Origin of the sequence: Pseudonocardia sp. DSM 110487 (assembly GCF_019468565.1) — a bacterium.
Taxonomy (GTDB): Bacteria; Actinomycetota; Actinomycetes; order Mycobacteriales; family Pseudonocardiaceae; genus Pseudonocardia.
This window is the reverse complement of record NZ_CP080521.1, coordinates 769,101-794,910: the sequence shown is the minus strand read 5'-3', so window position 1 is coordinate 794,910 and position 25,810 is coordinate 769,101. Positions and strand designations below refer to the sequence as shown.

Here is a 25,810-nt window from a genome sequence, read left to right as displayed (position 1 = left end):
CGAGTTCATTGTCGCGCGCGAGACGCGTTGCTTCGGGGCTTTGTACCGACCAGACTCGGAACGGTCAAACGGAGAGGAGCCGGCATGCGCACCATCGCACTGGATCGGACCGTTCTCGCCTACGAGGACGTCGGGCCGGACCGCTGCACCCCGCTCCTCCTGGTGCACGGCCATCCGTTCGACCGCTCGATGTGGGCGCCGCAGCTGCGCCACTTCAGCGCGGACCGGCGCGTGATCGTGCCCGACCTGCGGGGCTACGGGGCCAGCGGCGGCGCTGTGCCGGACTGGTCCGCGTTCGTCGACGACCTCGCCGCGCTCCTGGACGGACTGCGCGTCCCCCGCGCGGTGGTCGCGGGCCTCTCGATGGGCGGGCAGATCGCGCTCGAGCTCTGGGCCCGCCACCCCGACCGGGTGGCCGGCCTCCTCATCGCGGACACGACGGCGGCAGGCGAGAGCGGCGAGTCGCGGGTGGCGCGGATCGCGCAGGCACAGCGCCTGCTGCGCGAGGGCATGGACCCCTACGCCGTCGAGAACCTCTACCTGATGGTCTCGCCGGACGCGCCGCCCGATGTGGCCCGGCACGTGCTCGCGATGATGCGTTCGACCGACCCCGCCGGTGCCGCGGCCGCCCAGCGCGCCCGCGCCGACCGCCCGGACCGGCGCGCCAGCCTGGCCGCGGTCACGGTGCCGACGGTCGTCGTCGTCGGCAGCGAGGACTCCTTCACCCCGGTCGCGGACGCGCGGGTGATCGCCGACGGAGTGCCGGACGCGGAGCTCGTGGTCGTGGACGGCGCTGCGCACATGCCGAACCTGGAACGTCCGGACGCCTTCAACGCGGCGCTGCAGCGCCTCCTGGACCGCGTCCCGACCCATTGATCCGAGATTGCTCCGACCTGCCGGTGGGGTGGAATGGAACGACACCCCGAAAGTGGCGAACGGGCCCATGGGGGCCGGGCGCGCTGGCAGCATCCCTCCCGTGACCGCTGCCATCGGCTCCCGCATCACGTCGATGCACGTGTTCTGCGCGGTGCTGCTGGTCGCGATCCTGGCGCGACCGCTCCTCGTCGACGTGCTGTCGGTGCCCGTGCTGCAGACCGCTGCCACCGTGTTCGTCGCGATCTGCGTGCAGGCGCTGCCGTTCCTCGTGCTCGGGGTGCTGCTCTCCGGCGCGATCGCGGCGTTCGTCTCGCCGTCGGTGCTGCGCCGGGTGCTGCCGGCGCGTCCAGCCGCGGCCGTCCCGGTGGCGGGCGCCGCCGGGCTCGTGCTGCCCGGCTGCGAGTGCGCGTCGGTGCCGGTGGCCCGGCGGCTGATGGGTCAGGGCGTGCCGGACGCCGCGGCGCTGACGTTCCTGCTCGCCGCCCCCGCGGTCAACCCGGTCGTGCTCGTCGCCACGGCGGTCGCGTTCCCGGGCGAGCCGCGGATGGTGCTCGCCAGGGCGGTCGGGGCGCTCGCCACCGCGTGTGTGACCGGCTGGGTGTGGGCGCGGTTCGGCAAGGCCGAGTGGATCGGCCGCCGGGCCGTGCCGCCCCCGTCGGACGGTCGGCGCTGGGCGGTACTCGCCGAGACCGCGCGGCACGACCTGGTCTCCGCGGGTGGGTTCCTCGTGATCGGCGCGGCCGCGGCGGCGACGCTGTCGGTGCTCGTGCCACCGGCATGGACCGAGGCGCTTGCCGGGCAGCTGGTGCTCGCCGTGCTGGTCATGGCCCTGCTGGCGGTGGTGCTGGCTCTGTGCAGCGAGGCCGACGCGTTCGTGGCCGCGTCGCTCACGATGCTCCCGCTGCTGCCGCGGCTCGTGTTCCTCGTCGTGGGCCCCGCGGTCGACGTCAAGCTGATCGCGTTGCAGGCGGGCACGTTCGGCCGCGCGTTCGCCGCCCGCTTCGCGCCGTTGACCTTCACGGTCGCAGTGCTCTGCGCGGTCGGTTCCGGGCTGGTTCTGCTGTGAGGCGCGACACCCAGCACGTCCTGCTCGTGCTCCTCGGCGGGGCGCTGCTGCGGATCGCGGCCGACGACACGTACCTGCGCTACGTCCGCCCGTCCCACCGCTGGCTGGTGCTCGCCGCGGGTGCCGTGATCGTGGTGCTCGCGATCGTGGGGCTGCTGCGCGACCGAACCGGGCGACCTGCGCACGAGCACCGCCATGGCCACACCCCCTGGCTGCTGCTCGCGCCGGTCCTCGTGATCGCGCTGGTCGCGCCGCCCGCGCTGGGTGCCGATGCCGTGACCCGCGCGGGTACGGGCAATGCCGTCGTGCAGGAGTCCGACGTGTTCGGGCCGCTACCGGCCGAGCTCTCGGTCGCCGAGTTCGTGCAGCGCGCGATCTGGGACACCGGCGGGTCCCTCGAGGGGCGGGAGGTCGGGCTCACCGGGTTCGTGGTGCGCCGTGGTACGGCCGTCGAGCTGGCCCGCCTGACGATCGCCTGCTGTGCGGCGGACGCCCGCCCGAACCGCGTTCGGCTGGTCGGGGACCTCGGCGACCACGCCGCCGACACCTGGCTGCTTGTGCGGGGTGTCCTGCAGACGGGCAGTGCCACGGCTGCTAACGGCCACGTCCCGGCGCTGACCGTCACCTCGGCACGGACGATCCCGCCGCCACCGGATCCCTACGAGTACTGAGCTCCGGCTGCCAGATCCGGCTCCGCAGGTCCGCGCCGCGGATCACCTGGATGCGCCACGGGGTGAGGCGCAGGACGTGCAGCTGCGGGTCGGACGGCGACCGCCAGAAACCGCCGAGGTCGTAGCCTGCGCCGCGCGGGCTGGTGCGGCGGTAGAGGTCCCATACGTGCTGCTTGTCCGTCGGATCGTCGGTCCATTCCGCCACGGCGTCGATCGCGACCGAGTTGTTCCCGGGCGACCAGTAGGAGAAGTTCGTGTGCGGGTTGCCGGCGATGTGCGCCGCCTTGACCGGGGTCCGGTAGGTGGCGAGCCAGCCGAGCGGCGCCCCGTCCACGACCTCCCAGACCGGGATCAACACCCTGGTGCGCGGCCGGTTGTGCGCGTCGACGGTCACCATCGTGGCGTATCCGATGGAGCCGACGTAAGCGTCGAACTCGTCCTTGATCGTGTCGAAGGACGGCACCTTGAGTGTCATGCACCGAGCGTCGCCGATCCGGCCTCGGCCGGGAAGAAGGCACTTCGCGGTTCGGTCGGTCACCCGCGGGGAACCGAGGCGGACCGCACCCGCCGCACCATCAGCACGACCAGCCCGACCGCGAGCAGCGCGAGCACCAGGTAGCTGACGGGGCCGAGTACACCCTCCACCTGGTCCCAGTTCTCCCCCAGCACCCAGCCGAGCACGAGGAACGCCGCGTTCCAGACCCCGCTGCCGACCGCGGTGAGCGCGACGAAGCGCACGAGCGGCATGCCGGAGATCCCGGCCGGGATCGAGACCACGCTGCGCAGGAACGGGACGCACCTCCCCAACAGCACGACCTTGCCGCCGTGCCGTTCGAAGACCCGTTCACCGCGCTCCATGTCCTTCTGGCTGACGAACACGAACCACCGGTGGCCCGCGAGCCGGTGCAGCCGGTCGTAGCCCAGCCACGACCCGAGGCCGTAGAGCAGCAGCGCGCCGAGTACGGACCCGGCCGTCGCCGCGGGCCATACGAAGACGACGTTCACGCCGCCGGTGCGGGCGCGGAAGCCCGCGAGCGGGAGGATCACCTCGGACGGGATCGGCGGGACGATGTTCTCGAGCAGGATGAGCAGCCCCACGCCCGCAGCCCCGAGCCGGTCGACGATCGAGAACACCCAGTCGGCCACGGCTCCAGGGTGCCCGAGACGTGGTGGCGGACACCCGGCGAAGATGCCGCGCTGACCGACGAGGACGCCGGCGGGTGACCGGCGGGACAGCTGTCCCGGCGCGGGGTACTTCCTCTCCGTGACGAAACGGACGCTCGGCGTCGAGGAGGAGTTCCTGCTCGTCGACCCGCGGACCGGCAGGCCGCGGGCGGTCGGGCAGGCGGTGCTCGCCGCGTCCGGGGAGGGAGAGCTCACCGCCGAGCTGCAGCAGGAGCAGGTGGAGACCAACACCAAGCCGTGCAGCACGCTCGACGAGCTCTCCCGGCAGATCCGATCCGCGCGGTCTGCTGCTGCGGCGGCCGCCGCCGACGTCGGCGTGGCGCTCGTCCCGCTCGCGACCTCACCGCTCCCGGTGGAGCCGACGATCATGCCGACGTGGCGGTACGCGGAGATGGCCCGCCGGTTCGGGCTCACCGTCGCGGAGGGCCTCACCTGCGGGTGCCACGTCCACGTCGCGGTCGACTCGCCGGAGGAGGGTGTCGCCGTCCTCGACCGGATCCGGCCGTGGCTCGCACCCCTGCTCGCGCTGTCGGTCAACTCCCCGTTCTGGAACGGGGAGGACTCCGGGTACCGCAGCTACCGCGCGCAGGCATGGCAGCGCTGGCCGCTGGCAGGCCCGTACGCGCCGTTCGGGTCCGCCGCGGCGTACCGGGCGTTCGTCGACACCGCGCTCGCCACGGACACGCTGATCGACGAGGGGATGATCTACATCGAGGCGCGGCTGTCGTGGCACCTCCCGACCGTCGAGGTGCGGGTGGCCGACGTCTGCCGGGAACCCGACGACGCGGTGCTCGTGGCCGGGCTCGTCAGGTCATTGGTGCAGACCGCGGCCGCCGCCGCGGCCCGCGGCTCGGCCCCGGACCCGGTGCGCACCGAGGTGCTGCAGCTCGCGGAGTGGCGCGCCAGCCGCTGGGGCATGGAGGCGCAGCTCCTCGACCCCCGCACCTGGCGCCCCGCCCCGGCCGCCGAGGTGCAGGACGCGCTGCTCGCGCACGTCGCACCGGCGCTGGACGAGTCGGGCGACCTCCACCTCGTGCGCGAGCTGCTCGATGGGGTTCTGCGCAGGGGCACCGGCGCGCACCGCCAACGCGACGTCATGGCCAGGACGGGCGACCTGGCGGATGTCGTCCTCGACGCGGTGCACCCGTCCCCGGTGGTCGAGTAGGGCCGGCGCTACTCGACCGCAGGTCCGCGCTAAGCCGCCGCTGCCGCCCTGGCGCGGAGGCTGGCCGGGACCTCGAAGCGCGTCCCGTACTTCTTCGCCAGCTCATCCGCCCGCCTCACGAAGCCCGCCACGCCGCCGGGGTAGCCCTCGACGTACTGCACGACACCGCCCGTCCACGGGGGGAAGCCGATGCCGAAGATCGAGCCGATGTTGGCATCGGGCACCGAGGTGAGCACGCCCTCGTCGAAGCACTTCTGCGTCTCGATCGCCTCGACGAACAGCATGCGCTCGGACAGCTCGGGCAGGTCGACGTCGTGGTTCGTGGCTCCCAGCTCGGTGCGCAGGCCGGGCCACAGGCCCGTGCGCTTGCCGTCGGCGTACTCGTAGAACCCGGCGCCTGCGCTCTTGCCCTTGCGGTCGAACTCGGCGACGAGCCGGTCGATGATCGCCTCGGCCGGGTGCGGCTCCCAGGTGCCGCCCGCCGCCTCGACTGCCGCCTTCGACTCGTTGCGGATCTTCTGCGGCAGCGTGAGCGTGAGCTCGTCCATCAGCTGCAGGACCGGCGCCGGGTAGCCGGCCTGCGAGGAGGCCTGCTCGATCGTCTGCGGGTCGATGCCCTCCGCGAGCATCGCGACGCCCTCGTTGAGGAACGTGCCGATCACCCGGCTGGTGAAGAAGCCGCGGCTGTCGTTGACGACGATCGGGGTCTTCTTGATCCCGAGCGTGACGTCGAACGCCTTGGCGACCGCCGCGTCCGAGGTCCGTTCGCCCCGGACGATCTCCACGAGCGGCATCTTGTCGACGGGTGAGAAGAAGTGCAGCCCGATGAAGTCACCATGCCGGTCCAGACCGGCGGCGAGCTCGGTGATCGGCAGGGTGGAGGTGTTGGAGCAGAGCAGGGCATCCGGCTCGACGACCTTCATCGCCTCGCGGAAGACCTCCTGCTTGAGCTGCACCGACTCGAACACGGCTTCGATGATCATGTCGCAGCCCGCGAGGTCGTTGTAGTCGGCGGTGGGCGTGATCCGCTGCAGGAGCGCCTCACCCTTCTCCAGCGTGGTCTTCCCGCGCTTGACGCCCTTCGCGACGAGCCCCTCGGAGTAGGCCTTGCCCTTCTCGGCCGCCTCCAGCGAGACGTCCTTGAGCACGACCTCCCAGCCTGCGAGCGCGCACACGTACGCGATGCCCGCGCCCATCATCCCGGCGCCGAGCACCGCGACCTTCGTGGGCTGCCACTGCTCGTGGCCGTCCGGCCGGGACTCGCCACCGTTGATGGCCTGCAGGTCGTAGAAGAACGCCTTGGTCATGTTCTTCGAGGTCTGCCCGGTGACCAGCTCCGCGAAGTAGCGGGCCTCGATGCGGAACGCCGTGTCGACATCGACCTGCGTGCTCTCGACGGCCGCCGCGAGGATGTTGCGCGGGGCAGGCATCGGGGCGCCCTTGAGCTGCTTGCGCAGGTTGGCGGGGAAGGCCGGGAGGATCGAGGCGAGCTTCGGGGTCGACGGGGTGCCGCCGGGGATCCGGTAGCCCGGCTCCTCCCACGGCTGCCGCGACTCCGGATGGGCCGCGATCCAGGCGCGCGCCTTCTCCAGCATCTCCTCCGGGGTGGCCGCCAGGTCGTCGATGATGCCGACTTCGAGGGCCTTCGCCGGCTTGTGCCGCTGCCCCTGTACCAGCACGTTCATCACGGCGTTCGCGATGCCCAGCATCCGCACCGTGCGCACCACACCACCGGCGCCGGGCAGCAGGCCGAGCGTCACCTCGGGCTGCCCGTAGACCACACCCTTGGCGTCCAGCCCGATGCGGTGGTGGCACGCGAGCCCGATCTCCAGACCCCCGCCGAGCGCGGTGCCGTTCATCGCGGCGACCACCGGCTTGCCCAGCGTCTCCAGCCTGCGCAGGTGCTTCTTCACCGTCATGGAGCTCTCCATGACGGTGGCGGCGTCGTCCTTGGTCGCCTTGCTCAAGGTGTCGAGGTCGCCGCCGGCGAAGAACGTCTTCTTCGCCGAGGTGATGATCACGCCGGTGATGTCGTCCTTGCCGGCCGACAGCGCGTCGACGCACTCGCCGAAGTCAGCGACGAAGCGGTCGTTCATCGTGTTCGCGCTGCGGTCCGGGTCGTCGAGCGTGACGACGACGATCCCGTCCTCGCCGTTCTCCCAGCGGACGGCTTTCTGGTCAGCCGCCGTTTGATTCTTCACTGAGTAGCCCTTTCAGGAGAGGCGCTCGACGACGGTGGCGATGCCCATGCCGCCGCCGACGCAGAGCGTGGCGACGCCGAAGCGCTGGTCGCGGCGTTCGAGCTCGTCGATGAGGGTGCCGAGGATCATGGCGCCGGTGGCGCCGAGCGGGTGGCCCATTGCGATCGCGCCACCGTTGACGTTGACCTTGTCGTGCGGCACGCCCATGTCCTTCATGAAGCGCATGACGACGGCGGCGAAGGCCTCGTTCATCTCGAACAGGTCGATCTGGTCGGCGGTCATCCCCGCCCTGGCGAGTGCCTTGCGGGTGGCGGGCGCCGGTCCGGTCAGCATGATCGTCGGGTCGGCGCCGGACAGTGCGGTGGAGACGATCCGGGCCCGCGGGGTCAGGCCGGCGGCCTTGCCCGCCGCCTCGGTGCCGATGAGCACGAGCGCGGCGCCGTCGACGATGCCGGAGGAGTTGCCGGCGTGGTGCACGTGGTCGATCTTCTCGACCCAGTGGTAGCGCTGCAGCGCCACGGCGTCGAACCCACCCTGGTCGCCGATCATCGCGAACGAGGGCTGCAGCCCGCCGAGCGCCTCCATCGTGGTGCCGGCGCGCACGTGCTCGTCGCGGTCGAGCACAACGAGGCCGTTGCGGTCCTTCACCGGCACGACCGAGCGCGCGAAGTACCCGTTCGCCCACGCCTTCGCGGCGCGCGTCTGCGACTCGAGCGCGTACGCGTCGACGTCGTCGCGGGTCCAGCCCTCGAGCGTGGCGATGAGGTCGGCGCCGATGCCCTGCGGCACGAAGCCCGTCTCGTACGAGGTCTCCGGATCCATCGCCCACGCGCCCCCGTCGGAGCCCATCGGCACCCGGGACATGCTCTCGACGCCGCCCGCGAGCACGAAGTCGGCCATGCCGGCCCGCACCTGGTGGGCGGCGCTGTTCACCGCGTCGAGCCCCGAGGCGCAGAACCGGTTGTGCTGCACGCCCGCGGTGGTGTCCGGCAGGCCCCCGAGGATGGCGGCGGTCTTGGCGATGTCACCGCCCTGGTCGCCGATCGGCGAGACGACGCCGAGCACGACGTCGTCGATCGCGGCCGGGTCGAGCTCCGGGTAGCGGGCACGCAGCTCGTGGATGAGGCCGACGACGAGCGATACCGGCTTCACCTCGTACAGCGATCCGGAGGCCTTGCCCCGGCCGCGAGGAGTGCGGATGGCGTCGTAGACGTACGCCTCGGGCATCTCTGCCATGGAAACCCTCTTCTTCGACGACCGAGCGGAGTGGACCTCCCGCTTTGTTACAGCAGCGCTGTCACATAGGTCAAGCGGTGCCGTAATCTGCGGCCCATGGCGGCACCATCGCTACCCGACCGGGGCGAGCTCCTCACGATCGACCAGCTCGCCGACCGCTCGGGCATCACGGTCCGCAACATCCGGTACTACACCGCCCGCGGGCTGCTCCCGCCGCCGCAGCTGCGCGGCCGTACCGGGCTGTACGGCCCCGATCACCTCGCCCGGCTGGAGCTGGTCAGCGAGCTGTCGGCACTGGGCTTCACCCTCTCCGCGATCGAGAGCCACCTGGAACGCCTCCCCCCACAGGCAGGGCAGGCCGAGCTGGCGCTGCACCGCGCGCTGCTCACGCCGTGGGTGCCGGAGGAGATCGAGGAGATCGATCGGGACGAGCTGGAGAAGCGCGCGGGCCGAGCCCTGTCGGACGAGGACCTCGAGTCGCTGCGCGACCTCGGCGCCGTCACCCCGCTGCCCGACGGCCGCCTCCAGCTGCACGGCGCAGGCACGCTCGGCAGCGCGCTCGCCGTGATCGATTCACACCTGCCGACCGACGTATGGCGCCGCGCACACGGCCTCATCGAGAAACACACCACGGCGCTGGCCGAGGAACTGATGGCGATGTTCCAGGACGAGGTTCTCCAGCCCTACCGCGACCGCGGCCACCGCGCCGACGAGCGGAACCGCCTTGCGGCGGCGCTGTCCCAGCTCAAGCCGGTGACGGTGCTCGGGCTGGTCACGGCGTTCGGTCGGGCGGTCAACCGCACGATCCGGGAGCGCCTGGGCGACTGAGGAGGGGACGAGGGTGTCCGAATCGCGGGACTGGACCTTCGAGGGGCACGCGGGTGAGCTCACCGCCCGCACCTGGCCCCGGGCGAATGCGCGCTACATCGCGCTGCTCTGCCACGGCTACGGCGAACACATCGGACGGTACGAGCACGTCGCCGACGCGCTGGTGCGCAACGGCGCGGTCGTGCACGGCGTCGACCACATCGGCCACGGCAGGAGCGCAGGCGAGCGGGTGCTGATCACCGACTACGAGCCGGTCGTGAGCGACTTCCACGAGCTCGCGACGAGGGTCCGAGACCCGAAGCTGCCCACCGTGCTCGTCGGACACTCGATGGGCGGGATGATCGCGGCGCGCTACGCCCAGCGCTACGGCCACGAGCTCGCCGCCCTCGTGCTCTCCGGGCCCGTGCTCGGTCGCTGGGACGCGGCGAGCGGCTTGCTCGCTTCAGCCGAGATCCCGGACACCCCGATCGACCCCGACGCGCTCTCCCGCGACCCCGCGGTGGGCAAGGCCTACGCCGACGACCCGCTCGTGTGGCACGGCCGCTTCCAGCGCGCCACCCTCGAGGCCATCGTCGCGTGCCTCGACCGCATCCGCTCCCACGGCCCGCTCGGCGCTCTTCCCACGCTCTGGGTACACGGCGAGGACGACCAGATCGTCCCGATCGACGCCACCCGCGACGGCATCGCCGGCCTGCGCGGCGTGGTGTTCGAGGAGAAGACCTACCCGGGCGCCCGGCACGAGGTCTTCAACGAGACCAACAAGGACAAGGTCCTCACGGACGTCACGGCGTTCATCGGCCGCGCGGTCTGACAGCGCGACTCGCGCACACCCAAACCGCGACTCGCGAGCGAGGAGCCTTCGGCCCTCGCGGGCGGGTAGCGTCGCCAGGCGTGAGCGCGGAGCAGCCCTCGTCATGAGCGACGTATTCACCTTCCCCATCGCGGTTCGGTACATGGAGGTCGACGCCCAGGGCGTCGTGTTCAACGGCTGGTACCTCACCTACTTCGACGAGGCCATGTCGGCCTTCCTCACCGCCCGCGGCATGCCGTACCAGAAGATGATCGAGTCCGGCTACGACGTGCAGCTCGTGCGCTCGGAGATCGACTGGAGATCCGGGCTGCGCTGGCAGGACACGGCAGAGGTGGCCGTGTCGACCGCCCGCATCGGGCGCACCAGCTTCGCGCTGGACTTCGAGGTGCGGCGCGACGGGCACGAGGTCACGTGCATGGGTCGCACGGTCTACGTGGTGGTCGCCGCCGACGGCTCCGGCAAGCGCGAGATCCCGGCGTTCATCGCCGACGCGCTGGGCGAGCCGGCTCCGTTGCGGGCCGACTGACGGTCTCCGCCAGGCTCTCGTCGATCGGCGTGGCGGTGATGCCCAGCGCGGCGACGGCCGCCGTCGAGTCCATGATGAACGGGCCGCGGAACTGGTACTGGGTCTCCCGCAGCTCGCGGACCAGCGGGTCCGCGAACCCCCCGAGCCAGAGGACGAACCCCGGCATGGTCGACAGCCGCGGCGGCGGGGCGTCGGCCAGCGCACACGACCGGGTGACGACCTCACGCACGGAAAGCGGCGGCACGCTCGGTACGTGCCACGCCCGGCCCCATGCGTGCTCGTCGTCGGCGACGGCGACGAGGGTGCGGGCGACGTCCCCGACGGCGGTCCAGGTGCGCGGGGCGTCGAGGTCCGCGGGCACACTCGCCCGCCTGCCGGCGAGCACCCGAGGCAGCACCGCGAGAGTGAGCATCGACTGGGATCCAGCACCGATGTGGTCGGACGCCCGTACGTCCGCGGTGCGGATCCGACCGGCCTCGTGGCGGGCGAGCGCGTCCTGCCACATCCGGGCCCGGACGCGCGCCTTCGGCCCGGCCGGGCGCGCCGGCACGTCCTCGGTGAGCGGGCCGTCGACCGGGCCGTAGAGGTAGAGGTTGCCGGCCGAGACGAGGACGGCACCGGTTGCCTCGGCGGTGTCGAGCAGCGCGTTCGCAAGCGGCGGCCAGTCGAGCGTCCAGCGGTGGTACGGCGGCGCGGCGCAGTTGTAGAGGGCGACCGCGCCGTGCGCGATGCGGGCGAGGGCGGCGGAGTCGGTCGCGTCCGCGCCGACCCGCTCGACGGACGGGTGCTCCGGCCCGGTCCCCCGCCTGCTGACCAGCCGAACCTGATCGCCACGGGCGGCGAGCAGCCGGGCCGTCGCCACCCCCACCGCGCCCGCTCCCACGACCACCTGCAGCGCCACGGCTACCCCCAAAAGCTCGTTCCGATTCGAGAACACTGTTCTCTCATCGAGGCTAGCGCACGAGGTTCGACATGCCAAGAACAATGTTCTCCTTCCGTGCGCACGATCTCGTCGTGTGGGAGTCTCACCACGTGCCCGCCCCGTCCCTGCGCGCTCGTGTGCGCGCCGAGCTCGTCGACGAGATCAAGGCGGCCGCCCGCCGCCGCCTGGCGATCGACGGCCCCGGCCTGACGCTGCGCGCGGTCGCGCGCGATCTCGAGATGGTGCCGTCCGCGCTCTACCGCTACTTCGACGGCCGCGACGCCCTGCTCACCGCCCTGATCACGGACGCGTACGAGGAGCTCGGCGCCGCCGCGGAGGCGGCGGAGGCCGCCGTGGAACCGTCCGACCTGCGTGGGCGCTGGATGGCGCTCTGCCGGGCGGTGCGGCACTGGGCTCTGGACCACCCCGCCGAGTACGCGCTGCTCTACGGCACGCCGGTGCCCGGCTACACCGCGCCGGCCGACACCATGCCGCCCGCGTCGCGGGTGGTCGTGGCGCTGGTCCGGGTGGCCGCGGAGGCGTCGCGGGCGGTGGACGTCCCGGTCGCCCCGGCACTGCACGCGGATCTCGACCGGATCGTCACCCAGGCCGTAGGCCCTCCCACGGACGCCCGCCCCACCGACCGAGCCCTGCTGGCCGGGCTCGCCGCGTGGAGCCAACTGTTCGGCCTGGTGAGCTTCGAGGTGTTCGGCCGGCTCGCGGAGATGTTCGAGGACCCGGCCGCGCATTTCGACCACCAGATGCAGACGATGGCCGATCTCGCGGGACTACCCTGATCGGCCCCAGTGGGAATCAGCGCAGGCGGGCGTCGACCCAGCGCAGCGCCGCCTCGCCCTGCACCCGCTGGAACTCCCGCACGCGCTCCAGGTTCGGAGGTGGCGGCAGCACCGAGTGCCGCAGGAAGAATCCCGTCAGTGCGACGAGAACGGCGGTGACCGCGTCCGGGTCCGCCTTGCGCGCCGGCGGGTAGGCGGCCCAGACCTCCTCCGGGTCGGTGCCGGTGACCGCGGCGCTCGGCAGCAGGAACAGCAGGTCGAGCCACGGCGCACCGATCTTGGCGTGCGGCCAGTCGACGAAGACGACATCGTGCGGCGTCAGCAGGATGTTGTCGGCGCGCAGGTCGCCGTGCACCAGCGAGTCGCCCGCTGCCGCCGCGGCCCAGCCGTCCTCGATCGCGGCGAGCTCGTCGATCCGAGCGCGGACCGCGGGGCCAAGCGGGGCGGCCGCGGCCGGATCGGCGGCGAGCGTCCGCCAGCCCCGGAAGCCGTTCTCGTCGAGCGCCGCGATCGGGCGGATCGCGATCGGGCTCGGGGTGAGCCGGTCGGCGAGCCCGGCCATGGCCTCGACCACCCTGGCGAGCTCGCCGGGGCGCCACGGCTCCGCGGGCGTCTCGCCCTCCACGTCCTCGACCACGAGCGCCACCCAGTTACCCTCGTCGTAGCTGCCGATGAGGCGGGGAACGGGCAGGTCGGGCGGCAGGGCGGCGAGCACCTCCACCTCCCGCCGATGGAACCCCGGCGCGTCGGGGTTGCGCTCGACGCCCACCGCCTTGGCGAACGCCCGCCGTCCGTCGGCGAGCACGAGGCGAGCGGCGAGGCCGGGCGAGAACCCGCCGGGCTGCGTGTGCGCCGCCACGACGGGCGCGCCGAGGATCTCCTCGATCGCCCTGCGGACCCGCACGGGCAGCTCGTCGAATCCCAGCCGGTTTCCGCCTCCGTTCGGCATGCGCCGAGATCACCGCATGCGCGCGACCACGTCCAGCGGATTACGGCGGGCCGCACCGGAGAGCCGCCGCGACGCCCGGTTCAGCATCGCGCGCACGACGATCGGGTGCACCGGCCGCACCAGCGCCGAGTAGAGCCGCCCACGCCGGTTGTGCAGCCCCACGACGGTGCTGAGCACGACCCGATCGGGCTCGCGGCGCACCGACGCCCTGAAGTCGAGGTGGTTCGCGTCCGTGCCGAGCAGCACCTCGTCCTCGGTGCGGGCAAGGGTGGCGAACGCGCCCGCTCCGCTGCGGTCGATCCCGACGAGCCCGACCAGCAGCTCACGCAGCCCGAGCGCGGCGAGCACCCAGCGCGGCGGGTGGCGGAACACCGCGTCCGCCCACACCTGCGGGTCGGCCGGCATGCCGGGAAGCGCGCGGACGGCGTAGGCGTCCGTCCAGTCGACGCGCGGGAGCGCACCGGAGATCAACGGTGTGCGCGGCGGGGCGGTGGCGATCGACCGCGGCACCTCGAACGCCCGCAACAGCCGCACGTACGCCGACCGGCGGGCCGGGCGCGCGGGCTCGACCCCGACCGCGCGCTCGGCGTTGTCGAGGAGCTCCTCCAGCAGCGCGTCGTGCGCCCAGCGGACGGCGAGCGGCCATGCCAGCCGCATCGCGCCGGTGAACCGCCCCTCGGAGACGTACCGCAGGAGCGTGCGGTCGGGGCCCGCGGGCTCGGCGGAGATCACGTGCCGGCCCTCGATCCCATCGCCAGGAGTGAACTCGAACTCGACCCTGCGGCCCGGCTCGTATCCGGTGACGCGATAGCGGATCGAGCTGTGCCCGCCCGCCGCACCGACCGCAACGGGCCGGTCCAGCACCATCGGCTGCCACCCCGGCGTCGGCCACAGCACGTCGTCGGGCCCGCCGATCCGGTCGAGAAGCGGGCCGACCCGCTCGATCGGAGCCGGAACGATCCGCTCGTGGACGTTGCGGACCATGGAGCCACCTCCGTACGCCACCGTATGGACAGCCGTACGGTACCGTACGGAGATGCCGGTTCGGAAGCAACTGACGGCGGGCGACTGGACATCCGCGGCACTCGCGGCGCTGGCGCGCGGTGGCATAGCGGCCGTAGCGGTCGAGCCGATCGCGGCGTCGCTCGGCACCACGAAGGGCAGCTTCTACTGGCACTTCAGCAGCCGGGACGCGCTGCTCGAAGCCGCGCTGCGGCTGTGGGAACGCACCGAGACCGACGACGTGATCGCACTCGTCGAGACCGAGCCGGACATGCGCCGCAGGCTGCGCATGCTGCTCGCCGTGGCGCTTGGGGCAGGCATCGAGCTCCCGGGGGCCCGCGTCGAGCTCGCCCTGCAGTCCAGCGCGGACCACCCGCTGGTCGCTCCCGTGCTGGCCCGGATCACCACACGGCGCCTCGACTACCTGGCCGCGATGTTCGCCGAGCTCGGCTTCCCGCCCGATGAGGCCCGCCAACGGAGCCTGCTCGCCTACACGGCTTACCTCGGCCACGCGCAGCTCGCGCACGCCACCCCGGGCGCCGCCCCGTCCGGCGTGGCGCTTCCCGCGTACGTCGACTCAGTGATCGCCACTCTCACCGCCCGGTAGGGCAATGGGACCGAACCGGCCCCTCAACGCCTGGTGACCGACGCCAGGTACCGCGCCACCCAGCCGTCGCTGATGTGTCGCTTCCACAGCGTCGACACCGGCTCGTCCTCGTCGGCGTAGCGGTCGGTCCGCTCCAGCGCGCCGCGGCGAAGTTGCCCCTTCGTAGTGGCGAACGTGTCCGGTGGCACGTCCCGCGCCAGCGCGGCGCCCGCGGCGAGCGCCCGGGAGCCCAGCTCGGCCGCGGGGACGACCTCGTGGACCAGCCCGAGCCGCGCGGCCTGGTCGGGGAGGTAGGTCTGCGCGCCCATCACGAGCTCGCGCGCACCCCGCTCACCCACCGCGGTGCCGAGCACCTCCAGCGCGATGCGCGGGAACGGCACCCCCACCTTGATCTCGGGCACCCCGATCCGGCCGTCACCATCGGCCATCAGCACGACGTCGGCGCAAGCCGCCAGGACGCAGCCACCGGCGATCGCGTGTCCGTTCACCGCCGCGACGAGCGGCTTCGGCAGCTCGAACGCCGCCCGGAACGCGTCGGCCAGCGCCGGGAGGAACTTCTCGACGTACGGGTCGCCGCCCGCAGCGCAGCGCTTGAGGTCGACACCTGCCGAGAAGGCGCGGTCCGATCCGGTGACGACCACCACACGGGCCGGATCGGCCGCGAGCGCGCGGAACCGTTCAGCGAGCGCCTGGCACAGCTCGAGGTCCATCGCGTTGACCGGGCCGTGCGCCATCCGCAGCACCGCGACCGGAACGCCCTCGACGTCGATGTCATCGCGTACGAGCACGTCTGGAACCTACCGCCGCTTCGCACACGTGGCAGGCTGCGCATGAGCGCATCCGAACAACGAGGTGAGGGATAGTCATGCCGCAGCAGGTCCGCGGGGTCGTCGCGCACAAGAAGGGTGAGCCGGTCTCGCTGGAGACGGTGATCGTGCCGGACCCGGGGCCCGGTGAGGCGGTCGTGAAGGTGCAGGCCTGCGGGGTCTGCCACACCGACCTGCACTACCGCGAGGGCGGGATCAACGACGAGTTCCCGTTCCTGCTCGGGCACGAGGCCGCGGGGGTCGTCGAGACCGTCGGCGAGGGTGTCACGGACGTCGAGCCGGGGGACTTCGTCATCCTCAACTGGCGCGCCGTCGACGGCACGTGCCGCGCCTGCCGCCGCGGCGAGCCCTGGTACTGCTTCTCCACCCACAACGCCGCGCAGAAGATGACCCTCGAGTCCGGCCAGGAGCTCTCCCCCGCGCTCGGCATCGGCGCGTTCGTCGAGAAGACCCTCGTCCACGCCGGGCAGTGCACGAAGGTGAACCCCGAGGTCAAGCCGGAGGTTGCGGGGCTGCTCGGCTGCGGGGTCATGGCCGGCATCGGCGCGGCCATCAACACCGGGAAGGTGGGTCGCGGCGACTCGATCGCCGTGATCGGCTGCGGCGGCGTGGGCGACGCGGCGATCGCAGGCGCCCGGCTCGCCGGCGCGTCCACGATCATCGCGATCGACGTGGACGACCGGAAGCTGGCCTGGGCGAAGGAGTTCGGCGCCACCCACACCATCAACTCGCGCTCGCAGGACGTCGTCGAGGGGGTGAAGGCCCTCACCGACGGCAACGGTGCGAACGTCGTCGTCGAGGCTGTCGGCCGCCCCGAGACCTACAAGCAGGCCTTCTACGCCCGCGACCTCGCAGGCACCGTCGTGCTCGTCGGCGTGCCCACCCCCGACATGATGGTCGACCTGCCCCTGATCGACGTGTTCGGCCGCGGCGGCTCGCTCAAGTCGTCCTGGTACGGCGACTGCCTGCCGTCCCGCGACTTCCCCATGCTCGTCGACCTGCACCTGCAGGGCAGGCTGCCGCTGGAGAAGTTCGTCAGCGAGACGATCGGGCTGGACGGCGTCGAGGCCGCGTTCGAGAAGATGCACAAGGGCGAGGTCCTGCGGTCGGTGGTGATCCTGTGACGATCGACCGGGTCGTGACGTCCGGGACGTTCTCCCTCGACGGCGGCACCTGGGACGTCGACAACAACGTGTGGATCGTCGGCGACGAGCGCGAGGTGCTCGTCGTCGACGCCGCGCACGACGCCGACGCGATCGCCGCGGCCGTTGGCGACCGGCGGGTCGTCGCGGTGGTGTGCACCCACGCCCACGACGACCACGTCAACCAGGCCCCCGCGCTCGCCGACCGGTTCGGCGCGCCCATCCTGCTGCACCCCGCAGAGGCTCCGCTGTGGGAGATGACCCACCCCGACCGCAAGCCGGACGCAGAGCTGACCGACGGCCAGACGCTCACCGCGGGCGGGGTGGCGGTGCGGGTGCTGCACACCCCCGGCCACTCCCCCGGCTCGTGCTGCCTGTACGCACCCGAGCTCGGCACGCTGCTTTCCGGCGACACCTTGTTCCAGGGAGGCCCTGGCGCCACGGGCCGCTCGTTCTCCTCATTCGACACGATCATCGACTCGATCCGCGACCGGCTCCTGCCGCTGCCGGGCGACACGGTGGTCCGCACGGGTCACGGCGACCCGACGACGATCGGTGCGGAGCTGCCGCACCTGGAGGAGTGGATTGCGCGGGGCCACTGAGGAGCCCGGCAGTCGGGACCGAGATTGCATTCAGCGCGATCCGGGGAAGACCGAACAGCGCTGGATGCAATCTCGAACATAGGCCACCAGGTAGCACATTGGTGCTACATTTGCGTTTGTGAGTGAGCCGGAGAGCATCGGGATCCGCGCACCCTCGATGCCATCCACCTCGCCACTGCCCTGATGATCCGCGACGACGTCGACATCGTGCTCACCTACGACGTCCTGCTACGCGAGGCGGCCGAGGCTCATGGTCTGCCGACGGCCGCCCCAGGCCTGATCCAGGCCACCACCACACCAGCGCAGAGCAGCGCTGCCGCCGCCTCGAACCCGGCGGAGTAGCCGAGAGGCGGGCGTCGGCGGCCGCTGGACCCGACTACTGCTTCGGCTCGATGCCCGTGACCTGAGCCCACTGCCAGGTATCGGTGTACTGCTGGAACGTGACGACCTTGCCGTCCCGGAAGTCCCATACGTGGGCGGCCAATGCGTCCAGGGCCTTCCCGGTCGCCTTGGCCGTCGCCCGGTAGCGGGCCTGGACGAACACCGTGTCGCCCGCGACAGAGATCCGGCCGACGTCGATCCGGAAGCCGTCGAAGTCTCGCGCGAGCGGACCCATGACACCTTCCAACACGGCCTGCGTTCCGCGGAACGGGCCGCCGGGCCAGTGGATGGAGTGCTCGGACTCGTTCCACTCGACGTCATCGTCGAGAATGGCGACGAGCGGGCCGACGTCGCCCTTCGCAAAGCCGTCGTACGCTTCCTGCACGAGCGCCGCGTGGTCCGACATCGCGATCCTCCTCGGTGGTCCCCGCCGTGGGAGCGGCGACCGTAGCCCCGAGCGCTCGTGAAGGGACACCGCCGTTCAGACGCCGTGCGGGCTATCGAGCCCGCCGCCCTGGCCTGGTCAAGGTCACCGCCATCCCGGCGCAGAGCAGGACGGCCGCCGCCCCGAAGGCGGCCGGGTAGCCGAACGACTCCGCCACCGCCCCGAGCCCGAGTGCGCCCACGCCCGTGCCGGCGTCGTAGGCGATGTTCCAGATCGCGCTCGCCGCGCCGTAGCCGCCGGCGCCGAAAGCGGCGAACAGCACGGTGAGAGAGTCGTTCTGCACCATGCCGAAGCCGAACCCGACGGCGGCGGCCCCGATCACGACGAGTGCGCCGCCGCCGACGACCTCGACGCCCATCCCCGCCGCGGCGAGCAGCATCCCAGGGACGAGGAGCCGGCCACCCCAGCCGCGCCGGTCCACCAGCTCGCCCGCCACCAGCCGGCCGAGCAGCGCGCCCGCCGCCGTCGCCAGCAGGGCTCCCGGCACGAGCAGCCCGGCATCCGGCACGGCGAGCGGGAGGAAGGTGATCAGGCCGCCCTGGGCGATCGAGCACGTCAGCATGGCGAACACCGGCACCAGCGCCGACCGCGTGACCCGGCGCGGCCCCGCCGGAATCGCGACGGTCGTGCGAGCCACCCGGATCGCCGGCACGAGCAGCGCGCCAAGTACCGGGGCGACTCCCGCCACGACGAACACCGCGGTGAAGCCGAACCGCTCGACCACGGCGACACCGGCCGCAAGCAGCGCGAGCTGGGGCAGCCCGACGGCAAGGCCGTACCAGCCCGCCGCGCGTCCGTGCTGCTCCCGCGGCACGAGCTCCGCCACCAGCGCGCTCCCCGCCACCGTCGCCAGCCCGAACCCGACGCCACGCAGCGCCGAGAGCGCGAGCACGAGCGGGAGGTCGGACGAGAGGGCGAGGGCGGGCGCGGGGGCCCCGAGCAGCACGGATCCGGCGGCTAGCACCCAGCGGTGGCCGAGCCGCACGAGCAACCACGGCACCGCGAGCTGGGTGGCGACGGTCGTCGCCATCAGCACCGCGGTGGTGGCACCTGCCCCGAACGCCCCCGATCCGCCGCGCGCGGCCCAGAGCGGCACGACCGGGAGCAGCAGCGCGTAGCCGCTGAAGCAGAACGTGGTGGCTCCGAGCATGAACCGGAACGGGGCGCCGCTGATCCCGGCGCGAGCGCTGGTCGAGACCACACCCCGAGCGTAGGTCTCACACTTCCGGGTATCCGGTCACATACGCTATCGTGGATCATTAGGCGGGGCTTACTGATTGATTAGAGGTGGCTAATGCCAGGGGTGGGGCGCCGCACCGTGCTGGTCGCGGCCGGGCTGCTCACGCTCTCCGGCTGCGTCGCCGCTCCGCCGTCGGCCACCGACCCGATCGGGAACCGGCGGGTCCGCGTCACGACCACCACGAACTTCCTCACCGATACCGTCACCCGGATCGGCGGCGATCGGGTGGACGTCACCGGCCTGATGGGCCCCGGCGTCGACCCGCACCTGTACCGGGCAAGTGCGGGAGACGTGCAGGCGCTGCGCGGGGCCGACGTGATCCTCTACTGCGGGCTGCACCTCGAAGGCCGGATGGGCGAGCTGTTCCTCGAGCTCGGGGAACGGCAACCGACGAGGGCCGTGACGGACGGCATCCCCCGCGAGCAGCTGCTCGCTCCCCCCGACACCAGCACGGAGTACGACCCGCACATCTGGTTCGACGTCTCGCTGTGGTCGAAGGTCAGCGAGTCGATCGCCGCCGCGCTCGTCGAGCGCGACCCGGAGCACGCCGACGGCTACCGGGCCCGCCTCGACACCTACCTCGCGGAGCTGGCCGCGCTGGACGCCGAGATCGACCGGCGGCTCGCGGCGATCCCGCAGCAGCGGCGGGTGCTCGTCACGTCCCACGACGCGTTCAACTACTTCGGCCGCCGCTACCGGCTCGATGTGGCCGGAATCCAGGGCATCTCCACCGCGGCCGAGGCCACCACCGCCGACGTCGAGCGGGTTGCGCGGCTCGTGGCCGAGCGCGACGTGCCCGCCGTATTCATCGAGTCGAGCGTGCCCCGCCAGACGATCGACGCCCTGCTGGCCGCCGCCGCGCAGCACGGCGTGCAGATCCACGTCGGCGGGGAGCTCTACACCGACGCCGCGGGGAATCCCGGCACCCCGGAGGGCACCTACATCGGGATGCTGCGCGCCAACGCCGACCGGATCGCGGACGGGCTGATCGATCAGAGGGGATGACGCGATGCTCATGAGCTCGACCGAGACCCGGACCGCCAGCGCGCTGGAGGTCCGTGGGCTGACCGTGTCCTACCGGTCGGCGCCGGTGCTGTGGGAGGTCGACTGCGCGTTCCCGGCTGGGCACCTGTCAGCGATCGTCGGGCCGAACGGGGCGGGCAAGTCCACGCTGCTCAAGGCCGCGCTCGGCCTCGTCCCCTCCGACGCGGGGCGAGTGCTGATCGACGGTGTCGAGGGCAGGCGCGCGCTCGACCACGTGGCGTACGTGCCGCAGGCGGAGTCGGTGGACTGGGACTTCCCGATCACCGTGCGCGAAGTCGTTGAGATGGGCCGCTACCGGTCCACCGGCTGGTTCCGCCGCGTCGGGCGGGCCGACCGGGCGATCGCGGCGGAGTGCCTGGAGCGCGTCGGGATGGCGGGCTTCGAGAAGCGGCAGATCGGGCAGCTGTCCGGGGGCCAGCGGCAGCGCGTGTTCTTGGCGCGCGCGCTCGCGCAGCGGGCGCCGGTGCTCGTCATGGACGAGCCGTTCGCCGGGATCGACGCCCGCACCCAGGAGGATCTGCTGCGCCTGCTCGGCGAGCTGCGCGACGCGGGCGGCTCGGTCGTGGTCGTCCACCACGACATGGCGCAGGTGCGGGCCGCATTCGACTGGACGTTGCTGCTCAACGTGCGCGTGCTCGGGTGCGGACCCACGGCCGATGTGCTCACCACCGACGCGGTACGCGCTGCGTACGGGGCGGCAGTGACGTGGACCGGCTGAGCGCGGCGCTGGGCCTGCCGTACACCGACGCGGTCGTGGTCGCGGGCGCGCTCGTCCTCGGCATCACGAGCGGGGTGCTCGGCGCGTTCGCCGTGCTGCGCCGCCGCAGCCTCGTCGGCGACGCGGTGGCGCATGCGACGCTGCCGGGCGTCTGCGTCGCGTTCCTCGTCGCGGGGGTGAAGGACGTGCCGGGTCTGCTGCTCGGGGCCGCGGTTGCGGGGATGGTGGCCGCGCTGCTGATGGTGGGGATCGAGCGGGCAGGGCGGATCCGGCCGGACGCCGCGATCGGTGTGGTGCTGTCCGGGTTCTTCGCGTTCGGCGTCGTGCTGCTCACGCACCTGTCCAACAGCTCGGACGCCGACCAGGCAGGCCTGGAGAACTACCTGTTCGGACAGGCCGCCGGGTTGCTGGAACGCGACGTCGCCGTGATGGCCGCGCTCGCCGCCGTGGCGCTGGTCGTGGTCGGGGTGCTGCGCAGGGCGCTCACCACCACGCTGTTCGACCCCGCGTTCGCCGGCGCGATCGGCCTCCCGGTACGGGCTCTGGAGACGCTGATGACGGCACTGCTCGTCGTCGCGGTCGTGATCGGGGTGCGGGTGGTCGGCGCAATCCTCATGGTCGCGATGCTCGTGGTGCCCACGGTCACCGCCCGCCAGCTCGCCGACCGGTTCCCGAGCGTGCTCGTGCTCGCCGGGCTGATCGGGGCGGCGGTCGGGGTCACGGGTGCGCTCACGGCCACCCGCGGGCAGCTGCCCACCGGGCCGGTGGTCGTGCTCACCGGCTTCGCCGTTGCGCTCGCGGCGCTGCTACTGGCACCCGGTCGCGGCGTGCTGTGGCAGGCTCGTCGACTCGCGTCGCGACGGCGGATCGTGCGGCGCGACGCCGTGCTCGCCCACCCCGACGCCCCGACGACGAGCCTGAGCGACCGGCTGATCCGCGCCGGCCTGCGCCGCCGGGGGCTGCTCGCCGCCGACGGCACGCTCACCGCCACCGGTCGGGCGGCAGCTGCCGAGACGGCGGAGCGCAGGGCCCTGTGGTCGGCATGGCTCGAGCACGGCCCGTCGATCCGCTTGCCGGACGCCCGCGAGCCGGACCCGGTCGACCTGGCCGGAAGCCTCGGCGAGGACGCGGTGGCCCAGCTCCGCAAGGTCGTGAGTGGAAACGCGAGCTATAGCGCGCGTATCCGCTCACGACCTCTAGGAGGAAGCCAGGATGAGTGACGGAGCACTGATCGTCGTCATCGCAGGTCTGGTGGCCACCGCCTGCGGCTTGTTGGGGCCGTTCCTCGTGCTACGCCGGATGGCGCTGCTGTCGGACGCCGTCAGCCATGCGGTGCTGCCGGGGATCGTCGCCGTCTGGCTGGTGGCGCAGACGAGGGCCCCGCTCCCGGTGATCATCGGCGCCGCCGCGTTCGCCGTGCTCTGCGTGCTCGGCATCGACGCGCTGCGGGCCACCGGCCTCGTCGCGTCCGACGCGGCGATCGCGCTGGTCTTCCCCGCGCTGTTCTCGCTCGGGGTGCTCGGCGTCACCCGCTACGCCGCGGGCATCCACCTCGACCTCGACTCCACGATCTACGGCGAGATCGCGTTCGTGCCGTTCGACACCGTCTGGGTCGGCGGCTACGAGGTCGCCCGCTCCGGGCTGGTGCTCGGCGGGGTCGTGCTGCTCAACGTGGTGCTCGTCGGGCTGATGTGGAAGGAGCTCAAGGCCACGACGTTCGACCCGCAGTTCGGCGCCACCGTGCGGCTGCGCCCGGTGCTGCTGTCCCGGCTCCTGCTGGTGGCCTCGGCCGTCACAGCGGTGGCCGCGTTCGACGCCGTCGGGGCGATCCTCGTGGTGACGCTGCTGATCGTCCCGGCGGCCACGGCATACCTGCTCACCGACCGGCTCGTGGTCATGGTGGCGCTCGCGATCGGCATCGGGTGGGTCGGTGCCGCCGTGGGGTACGCCGTCGCGCTCCCCATGGACAGCTCGATCGCGGGCGCGATGGGGCTGGTGTGCACGGCCTGCTTCGTGCTGGCGCTGCTGCTCTCGCCCCGCCACGGACTCCTCACCCGCCGGTGGCGCCGGGCGCGGGCCGGCGCACCCCTTCCCGGCTGACGCGCCCCATCTCCGTTCACGCTCGCCGCCGACGCGTCGCGTGAGACGAGACGGGGTGCGCGAACGCCGGTACGCACGGCACCCTGGTCGGGTGCCGCTCCCCGACGCCGACTTCCCAGCGGACCCCTACCCCGGCGCCGTGCCGGACTTCTCGTTCGCGCACGTCGACGGGGAGTCGCACGTGCTCCACACGGACAGCTGGACCATCGACGGCACCCCCGTCGACGGTTGGCTCGCCGGCTACGGGGCGGTTCCGTCCGCGCGGCGCGTTCCCCTGCTCGCCTACGGCTCCAACCGCTGCCCGAGCAAGATCACCTGGCTGCGCAGGGCACTCGGGATGGGCGACGACCCCGTCGTGGCACTGCGGGTCAGTACCCGCGGTGTCGCGGCGGTGTGGGCCGGCGGGCTCCGACGCCGCGACGGCCAGCGGCCCGCGGTGCTCGCCGCGGCGCCCGGCGTCGTCGAGGAGCACGTCGTCTGGCTCGCGACGGCCGAGCAGATCGCCGTGCTGGACCGCTGCGAGGGCCGCGACGAGCGCTTCCGCCTGGCCCGCCTGCGCACCGGAGAGGTGCGCACGGCCGACGGCGTCCGGATCCCGGAGCCGTGGTGCTACGTCGGGCACGGCGCCATCCGCCGCCCACTGCACGTGGACGGGGCGCCCGTCCGATGCGCGGACCTGCCCCAGGAGGCGGCACACGGGCTCAGCGGCGAACCCGGCGACGACGGCCTCGACGCACCGACGGTGGCCGGAGCACCGCACGGCGACGAGTGGCCCGCGGCCATCTTCGTCTACGGCCTCCTGCAGCCCGGCCACCGCTCGTGGCGGCTGGTGGCGCCGCACAGCGCGGGCGAGCCGCTCCCCGCGAGCGTCGACGGGGTCGTGTACGACACCGGCCTCGGCTACCCGGCGCTGCGCCGCGACATCAAGGGTCGAGCACCCGGATGGCTGGTGCCGGTGCGGAACCCGGCGGACCTCCTGCCGACCCTCGACGAGTACGAGGGCAGCCAGTACCGCCGCGAGCGGCTGGTCACGGCCGAGGGCACCGTCTGCTGGAGCTACGTGTGGGCAGCCCCGTTCGACGGGTTCCGTCCACTGCCCGCCGGCTGGCGTTAGGCCGGCGCTGCGCGCAGCACCGCCGCCGACGTCCCCGGCAACGGCTTCCGCGCGCTCTCCGCCACCGCGATCACCGCCGCCATCGAGATCACGGAGGCGACGACGAGGTAGATCCCGGGCATCGCGTTGTTCCCGGTGCTGATCACCAGCGTCTCCAGGACGAACGGTGCGGTTCCACCGAAGATCGACGTCGAGAGGTTGTAGCCGATCGAGAAGCCGCCGTACCGGACGTCCGTCGCGAAGAGCGCAGGCAACGTGGCCGACATCGTGCCGAGCAACATCACCAGCAACAGGCCGAGGACGACCAGCCCGGCCACCGTTCCGGTCACCGTGCCGAGCGCGAGCAGCATGAAGGCCGGGTAGCCGAGCACGATGAACCCGATGCACGCGGCCACGATCAGCGGCTTGCGGCCGATCCGGTCGGACAGCGCGCCCACCGGGATGATCACGAACATGATCATCAGCATCATGCCGAGGATGTAGAGCAGCGCGGGCGTCTCCGCGAGGCCGAGCGTCGTCTGCAGGTACGTCGGCATGTAGAAGAGGATCGTGTAGACGGCGACGTTGTAGAAGAGCACCAGTCCCATGCAGACCAGCACGGGCCGCCAGTGGTGGACAAGGGTGTCCTTGAGCGGCGACTCCGACACCTGGTGCCGCTCCTCCAGCTCCCGGAACGCGGGCGTGTCCTCGAGCTTGCTCCGCAGGTACAGCCCGACGAGCCCGAGCGGGCCCGCGATCAGGAACGGGATCCGCCAGCCCCATGACGCCATCGCCTCAGGGGACAGGCCGAGCTGCAGGACCGTCACCAGGCCGGCCGCGAGCACGAACCCACCCGTCGTGCCGAATTCGAGGAAGCTGCAGTAGAAGCCGCGGCGCTTGTCCGGCGCGTACTCCGCGATGAAGGCGGCGGCCCCGCCGTACTCGCCTCCCGTCGCGAAGCCCTGCACCAGCCGTGCGACGACCAGCAGGATCGGCGCGAGCCAACCCACCGCGCCGAACGTCGGGAGCAGCCCGATCGCGAAGCTCGCCGCCGACATCACCACGATCGTGAGCGCGAGCACCCGCTTCCGGCCGACCCTGTCACCCAGCGGGCCGAGGATCATGCCGCCGAGCGGGCGCACCAGGTACGCAACCGCGAAGAGGGCGAACGTGAGCGCGACATTCGCGCTCTCGTCCCCGCCCGGGAAGAAGCTCATCGCGATGTAGATCGCGACGTAGCTGTAGATGCCGTAGTCGAACCACTCGACGAGGTTCCCCATGGCGGCGGCCCCCACCGCCTTGCGGACCGTCCGCTCGTCGACCTCGTGTGCCTGCTGATGTTCCTGCGTGGCCATAGGCCCCCCTTACGGTGTTGC

The 25,810-nt window shown here is 72.4% G+C and carries 28 protein-coding genes; 17 read left to right on the top strand and 11 right to left on the bottom strand.

Annotation, left to right across the window (positions count from 1 at the left end; translation table 11 throughout):
• The first annotated feature begins 84 nt into the window (after positions 1-84).
• From K1T35_RS03625 to K1T35_RS03615, 3 genes are all read left to right on the top strand, one after another.
• A complete protein-coding gene (locus tag K1T35_RS03625) occupies positions 85-876 on the top strand; it encodes an alpha/beta fold hydrolase (protein ID WP_220258767.1) in 792 nt (263 codons plus the stop codon).
• Positions 877-943: 67 nt separating this feature from the next.
• On the top strand, positions 944-1,942 hold the full coding sequence (locus tag K1T35_RS03620; RefSeq protein ID WP_220258766.1) for a permease: 999 nt from the start codon (positions 944-946) through the stop codon (positions 1,940-1,942).
• Complete coding sequence (locus tag K1T35_RS03615; protein ID WP_220258765.1) at positions 1,939-2,613, top strand: TIGR03943 family protein; 675 nt, start codon at positions 1,939-1,941, stop codon at positions 2,611-2,613. The genes K1T35_RS03620 and K1T35_RS03615 overlap by 4 nt, the downstream gene beginning before the upstream one ends.
• Here the strand turns inward: K1T35_RS03615 and K1T35_RS03610 are convergent.
• Both K1T35_RS03610 and K1T35_RS03605 read right to left on the bottom strand, forming a co-directional pair.
• Positions 2,564-3,088 carry a pyridoxamine 5'-phosphate oxidase family protein gene (locus K1T35_RS03610; protein ID WP_220258764.1) on the bottom strand — a complete coding sequence of 175 codons (525 nt, stop codon included), beginning with the start codon at positions 3,086-3,088 and terminating at the stop codon, positions 2,564-2,566. The two genes, K1T35_RS03615 and K1T35_RS03610, sit on opposite strands and share 50 nt — an antisense overlap.
• A gap of 59 nt (positions 3,089-3,147) precedes the next feature.
• Positions 3,148-3,759, bottom strand: coding sequence for a DedA family protein (locus tag K1T35_RS03605; RefSeq protein WP_255621555.1), 612 nt, complete (start codon positions 3,757-3,759; stop codon positions 3,148-3,150).
• Positions 3,760-3,877: 118 nt separating this feature from the next.
• Between K1T35_RS03605 and K1T35_RS03600 the strand changes: the two genes are divergently transcribed.
• Positions 3,878-4,963 (top strand): glutamate--cysteine ligase, encoded by a 1,086-nt coding sequence (locus K1T35_RS03600; protein ID WP_220258763.1) that lies wholly within the window; start codon positions 3,878-3,880, stop codon positions 4,961-4,963.
• Between the two features lie 29 nt (positions 4,964-4,992).
• Here K1T35_RS03600 and K1T35_RS03595 read toward each other — a convergent pair whose 3' ends face one another.
• Both K1T35_RS03595 and K1T35_RS03590 read right to left on the bottom strand, forming a co-directional pair.
• The gene (locus K1T35_RS03595) at positions 4,993-7,164 is read right to left on the bottom strand and encodes a 3-hydroxyacyl-CoA dehydrogenase NAD-binding domain-containing protein (RefSeq protein ID WP_220258762.1); all 2,172 of its coding nucleotides are present in this window, start codon (positions 7,162-7,164) and stop codon (positions 4,993-4,995) included.
• Positions 7,165-7,176: 12 nt separating this feature from the next.
• A complete protein-coding gene (locus tag K1T35_RS03590; RefSeq protein WP_255622518.1) occupies positions 7,177-8,391 on the bottom strand; it encodes an acetyl-CoA C-acetyltransferase in 1,215 nt (404 codons plus the stop codon).
• A 105-nt stretch (positions 8,392-8,496) separates the two neighbouring features.
• On the opposite strand from K1T35_RS03590, the gene K1T35_RS03585 reads away from it, so the two are divergent.
• The 3 genes from K1T35_RS03585 (at position 8,497) to K1T35_RS03575 (ending at position 10,565) form a co-directional block, all read left to right on the top strand.
• Entirely contained in the window at positions 8,497-9,228 is a 732-nt protein-coding gene (locus K1T35_RS03585) for a MerR family transcriptional regulator (RefSeq protein WP_220258760.1), read from the top strand.
• A gap of 13 nt (positions 9,229-9,241) precedes the next feature.
• Positions 9,242-10,039, top strand: coding sequence for an alpha/beta hydrolase (locus K1T35_RS03580; protein ID WP_220258759.1), 798 nt, complete (start codon positions 9,242-9,244; stop codon positions 10,037-10,039).
• Positions 10,040-10,142: 103 nt separating this feature from the next.
• Entirely contained in the window at positions 10,143-10,565 is a 423-nt protein-coding gene (locus K1T35_RS03575; protein WP_220258758.1) for a thioesterase family protein, read from the top strand.
• Here the strand turns inward: K1T35_RS03575 and K1T35_RS03570 are convergent.
• Entirely contained in the window at positions 10,519-11,466 is a 948-nt protein-coding gene (locus K1T35_RS03570) for an NAD-dependent epimerase/dehydratase family protein (RefSeq protein ID WP_220258757.1), read from the bottom strand. The two genes, K1T35_RS03575 and K1T35_RS03570, sit on opposite strands and share 47 nt — an antisense overlap.
• A 131-nt stretch (positions 11,467-11,597) precedes the next feature.
• Between K1T35_RS03570 and K1T35_RS03565 the strand changes: the two genes are divergently transcribed.
• Entirely contained in the window at positions 11,598-12,284 is a 687-nt protein-coding gene (locus tag K1T35_RS03565) for a TetR/AcrR family transcriptional regulator (RefSeq protein ID WP_255621553.1), read from the top strand.
• Positions 12,285-12,300: 16 nt separating this feature from the next.
• Here the strand turns inward: K1T35_RS03565 and K1T35_RS03560 are convergent, their stop codons facing one another.
• Together K1T35_RS03560 and K1T35_RS03555 are read right to left on the bottom strand one after the other, a co-directional pair.
• On the bottom strand, positions 12,301-13,233 hold the full coding sequence (locus K1T35_RS03560) for a phosphotransferase family protein (protein ID WP_220258756.1): 933 nt from the start codon (positions 13,231-13,233) through the stop codon (positions 12,301-12,303).
• 9 nt (positions 13,234-13,242) lie between these two features.
• Entirely contained in the window at positions 13,243-14,217 is a 975-nt protein-coding gene (locus K1T35_RS03555) for a DUF2867 domain-containing protein (RefSeq protein WP_220258755.1), read from the bottom strand.
• 52 nt (positions 14,218-14,269) lie between these two features.
• On the opposite strand from K1T35_RS03555, the gene K1T35_RS03550 reads away from it, so the two are divergent.
• Entirely contained in the window at positions 14,270-14,842 is a 573-nt protein-coding gene (locus K1T35_RS03550; RefSeq protein ID WP_220258754.1) for a TetR/AcrR family transcriptional regulator, read from the top strand.
• Between the two features lie 23 nt (positions 14,843-14,865).
• Here the strand turns inward: K1T35_RS03550 and K1T35_RS03545 are convergent, their stop codons facing one another.
• Positions 14,866-15,630, bottom strand: a complete 765-nt coding sequence (locus K1T35_RS03545) for an enoyl-CoA hydratase/isomerase family protein (protein WP_220258753.1) — start codon at positions 15,628-15,630, stop codon at positions 14,866-14,868.
• A gap of 77 nt (positions 15,631-15,707) precedes the next feature.
• On the opposite strand from K1T35_RS03545, the gene K1T35_RS03540 reads away from it, so the two are divergent.
• The 3 genes from K1T35_RS03540 to K1T35_RS03530 all read left to right on the top strand — a co-directional run bounded on the left by K1T35_RS03540 (position 15,708) and on the right by K1T35_RS03530 (position 17,755).
• Positions 15,708-16,793: an S-(hydroxymethyl)mycothiol dehydrogenase gene (locus tag K1T35_RS03540; RefSeq protein WP_220258752.1), complete on the top strand. Its 1,086-nt coding sequence runs from the start codon at positions 15,708-15,710 to the stop codon at positions 16,791-16,793.
• Complete coding sequence (locus tag K1T35_RS03535) at positions 16,790-17,413, top strand: MBL fold metallo-hydrolase (protein WP_220258751.1); 624 nt, start codon at positions 16,790-16,792, stop codon at positions 17,411-17,413. The genes K1T35_RS03540 and K1T35_RS03535 overlap by 4 nt, the downstream gene beginning before the upstream one ends.
• A gap of 183 nt (positions 17,414-17,596) precedes the next feature.
• On the top strand, positions 17,597-17,755 hold the full coding sequence (locus K1T35_RS03530) for a hypothetical protein (RefSeq protein ID WP_220258750.1): 159 nt from the start codon (positions 17,597-17,599) through the stop codon (positions 17,753-17,755).
• Between the two features lie 34 nt (positions 17,756-17,789).
• On the opposite strand, the gene K1T35_RS03525 is transcribed toward K1T35_RS03530, so the two are convergent.
• A complete protein-coding gene (locus tag K1T35_RS03525; RefSeq protein WP_220258749.1) occupies positions 17,790-18,200 on the bottom strand; it encodes a nuclear transport factor 2 family protein in 411 nt (136 codons plus the stop codon).
• A gap of 91 nt (positions 18,201-18,291) precedes the next feature.
• Positions 18,292-19,440, bottom strand: coding sequence for an MFS transporter (locus tag K1T35_RS03520; protein WP_255621552.1), 1,149 nt, complete (start codon positions 19,438-19,440; stop codon positions 18,292-18,294).
• A gap of 93 nt (positions 19,441-19,533) precedes the next feature.
• On the opposite strand from K1T35_RS03520, the gene K1T35_RS03515 reads away from it, so the two are divergent.
• From K1T35_RS03515 to K1T35_RS03495, 5 genes are all read left to right on the top strand, one after another.
• Positions 19,534-20,484: a metal ABC transporter solute-binding protein, Zn/Mn family gene (locus tag K1T35_RS03515; RefSeq protein ID WP_220258748.1), complete on the top strand. Its 951-nt coding sequence runs from the start codon at positions 19,534-19,536 to the stop codon at positions 20,482-20,484.
• A 10-nt stretch (positions 20,485-20,494) separates the two neighbouring features.
• The gene (locus tag K1T35_RS03510; RefSeq protein ID WP_220258747.1) at positions 20,495-21,241 is read left to right on the top strand and encodes a metal ABC transporter ATP-binding protein; all 747 of its coding nucleotides are present in this window, start codon (positions 20,495-20,497) and stop codon (positions 21,239-21,241) included.
• Positions 21,229-22,461, top strand: a complete 1,233-nt coding sequence (locus K1T35_RS03505; RefSeq protein ID WP_255621551.1) for a metal ABC transporter permease — start codon at positions 21,229-21,231, stop codon at positions 22,459-22,461. The genes K1T35_RS03510 and K1T35_RS03505 overlap by 13 nt, the downstream gene beginning before the upstream one ends.
• Positions 22,454-23,341 carry a metal ABC transporter permease gene (locus K1T35_RS03500; RefSeq protein ID WP_220258746.1) on the top strand — a complete coding sequence of 296 codons (888 nt, stop codon included), beginning with the start codon at positions 22,454-22,456 and terminating at the stop codon, positions 23,339-23,341. Before K1T35_RS03505 ends, K1T35_RS03500 begins: the two co-directional genes overlap by 8 nt.
• Positions 23,342-23,432: 91 nt before the next feature.
• Positions 23,433-24,455: a gamma-glutamylcyclotransferase gene (locus tag K1T35_RS03495; protein ID WP_220258745.1), complete on the top strand. Its 1,023-nt coding sequence runs from the start codon at positions 23,433-23,435 to the stop codon at positions 24,453-24,455.
• On the opposite strand, the gene K1T35_RS03490 is transcribed toward K1T35_RS03495, so the two are convergent.
• Positions 24,452-25,789: an MFS transporter gene (locus K1T35_RS03490; protein ID WP_255621550.1), complete on the bottom strand. Its 1,338-nt coding sequence runs from the start codon at positions 25,787-25,789 to the stop codon at positions 24,452-24,454. The genes K1T35_RS03495 and K1T35_RS03490 overlap by 4 nt on opposite strands.
• Positions 25,790-25,810: the final 21 nt, after the last annotated feature.

Excerpts from the sequence above, each read along its gene's own strand:
- K1T35_RS03530 (WP_220258750.1), top strand. The coding sequence starts at position 17,597 with ATGATCCGCGACGACGTCGACATCGTGCTCACCTACGACGTCCTGCTA.
- K1T35_RS03555 (WP_220258755.1), bottom strand. The coding sequence starts at position 14,217 with ATGGTCCGCAACGTCCACGAGCGGATCGTTCCGGCTCCGATCGAGCGG.
- K1T35_RS03585 (WP_220258760.1), top strand. The coding sequence starts at position 8,497 with ATGGCGGCACCATCGCTACCCGACCGGGGCGAGCTCCTCACGATCGAC.
- K1T35_RS03620 (WP_220258766.1), top strand. The coding sequence starts at position 944 with ATGGGGGCCGGGCGCGCTGGCAGCATCCCTCCCGTGACCGCTGCCATC.
- K1T35_RS03590 (WP_255622518.1), bottom strand. The coding sequence starts at position 8,391 with ATGCCCGAGGCGTACGTCTACGACGCCATCCGCACTCCTCGCGGCCGG.
- K1T35_RS03560 (WP_220258756.1), bottom strand. The coding sequence starts at position 13,233 with ATGCCGAACGGAGGCGGAAACCGGCTGGGATTCGACGAGCTGCCCGTG.
- K1T35_RS03525 (WP_220258749.1), bottom strand. The coding sequence starts at position 18,200 with ATGTCGGACCACGCGGCGCTCGTGCAGGAAGCGTACGACGGCTTTGCG.
- K1T35_RS03510 (WP_220258747.1), top strand. The coding sequence starts at position 20,495 with ATGAGCTCGACCGAGACCCGGACCGCCAGCGCGCTGGAGGTCCGTGGG.
- K1T35_RS03550 (WP_220258754.1), top strand. The coding sequence starts at position 14,270 with ATGCCGGTTCGGAAGCAACTGACGGCGGGCGACTGGACATCCGCGGCA.
- K1T35_RS03490 (WP_255621550.1), bottom strand. The coding sequence starts at position 25,789 with ATGGCCACGCAGGAACATCAGCAGGCACACGAGGTCGACGAGCGGACG.
- K1T35_RS03625 (WP_220258767.1), top strand. The coding sequence starts at position 85 with ATGCGCACCATCGCACTGGATCGGACCGTTCTCGCCTACGAGGACGTC.
- K1T35_RS03540 (WP_220258752.1), top strand. The coding sequence starts at position 15,708 with ATGCCGCAGCAGGTCCGCGGGGTCGTCGCGCACAAGAAGGGTGAGCCG.
- K1T35_RS03500 (WP_220258746.1), top strand. The coding sequence starts at position 22,454 with ATGAGTGACGGAGCACTGATCGTCGTCATCGCAGGTCTGGTGGCCACC.
- K1T35_RS03575 (WP_220258758.1), top strand. The coding sequence starts at position 10,143 with ATGAGCGACGTATTCACCTTCCCCATCGCGGTTCGGTACATGGAGGTC.
- K1T35_RS03610 (WP_220258764.1), bottom strand. The coding sequence starts at position 3,088 with ATGACACTCAAGGTGCCGTCCTTCGACACGATCAAGGACGAGTTCGAC.
- K1T35_RS03515 (WP_220258748.1), top strand. The coding sequence starts at position 19,534 with ATGCCAGGGGTGGGGCGCCGCACCGTGCTGGTCGCGGCCGGGCTGCTC.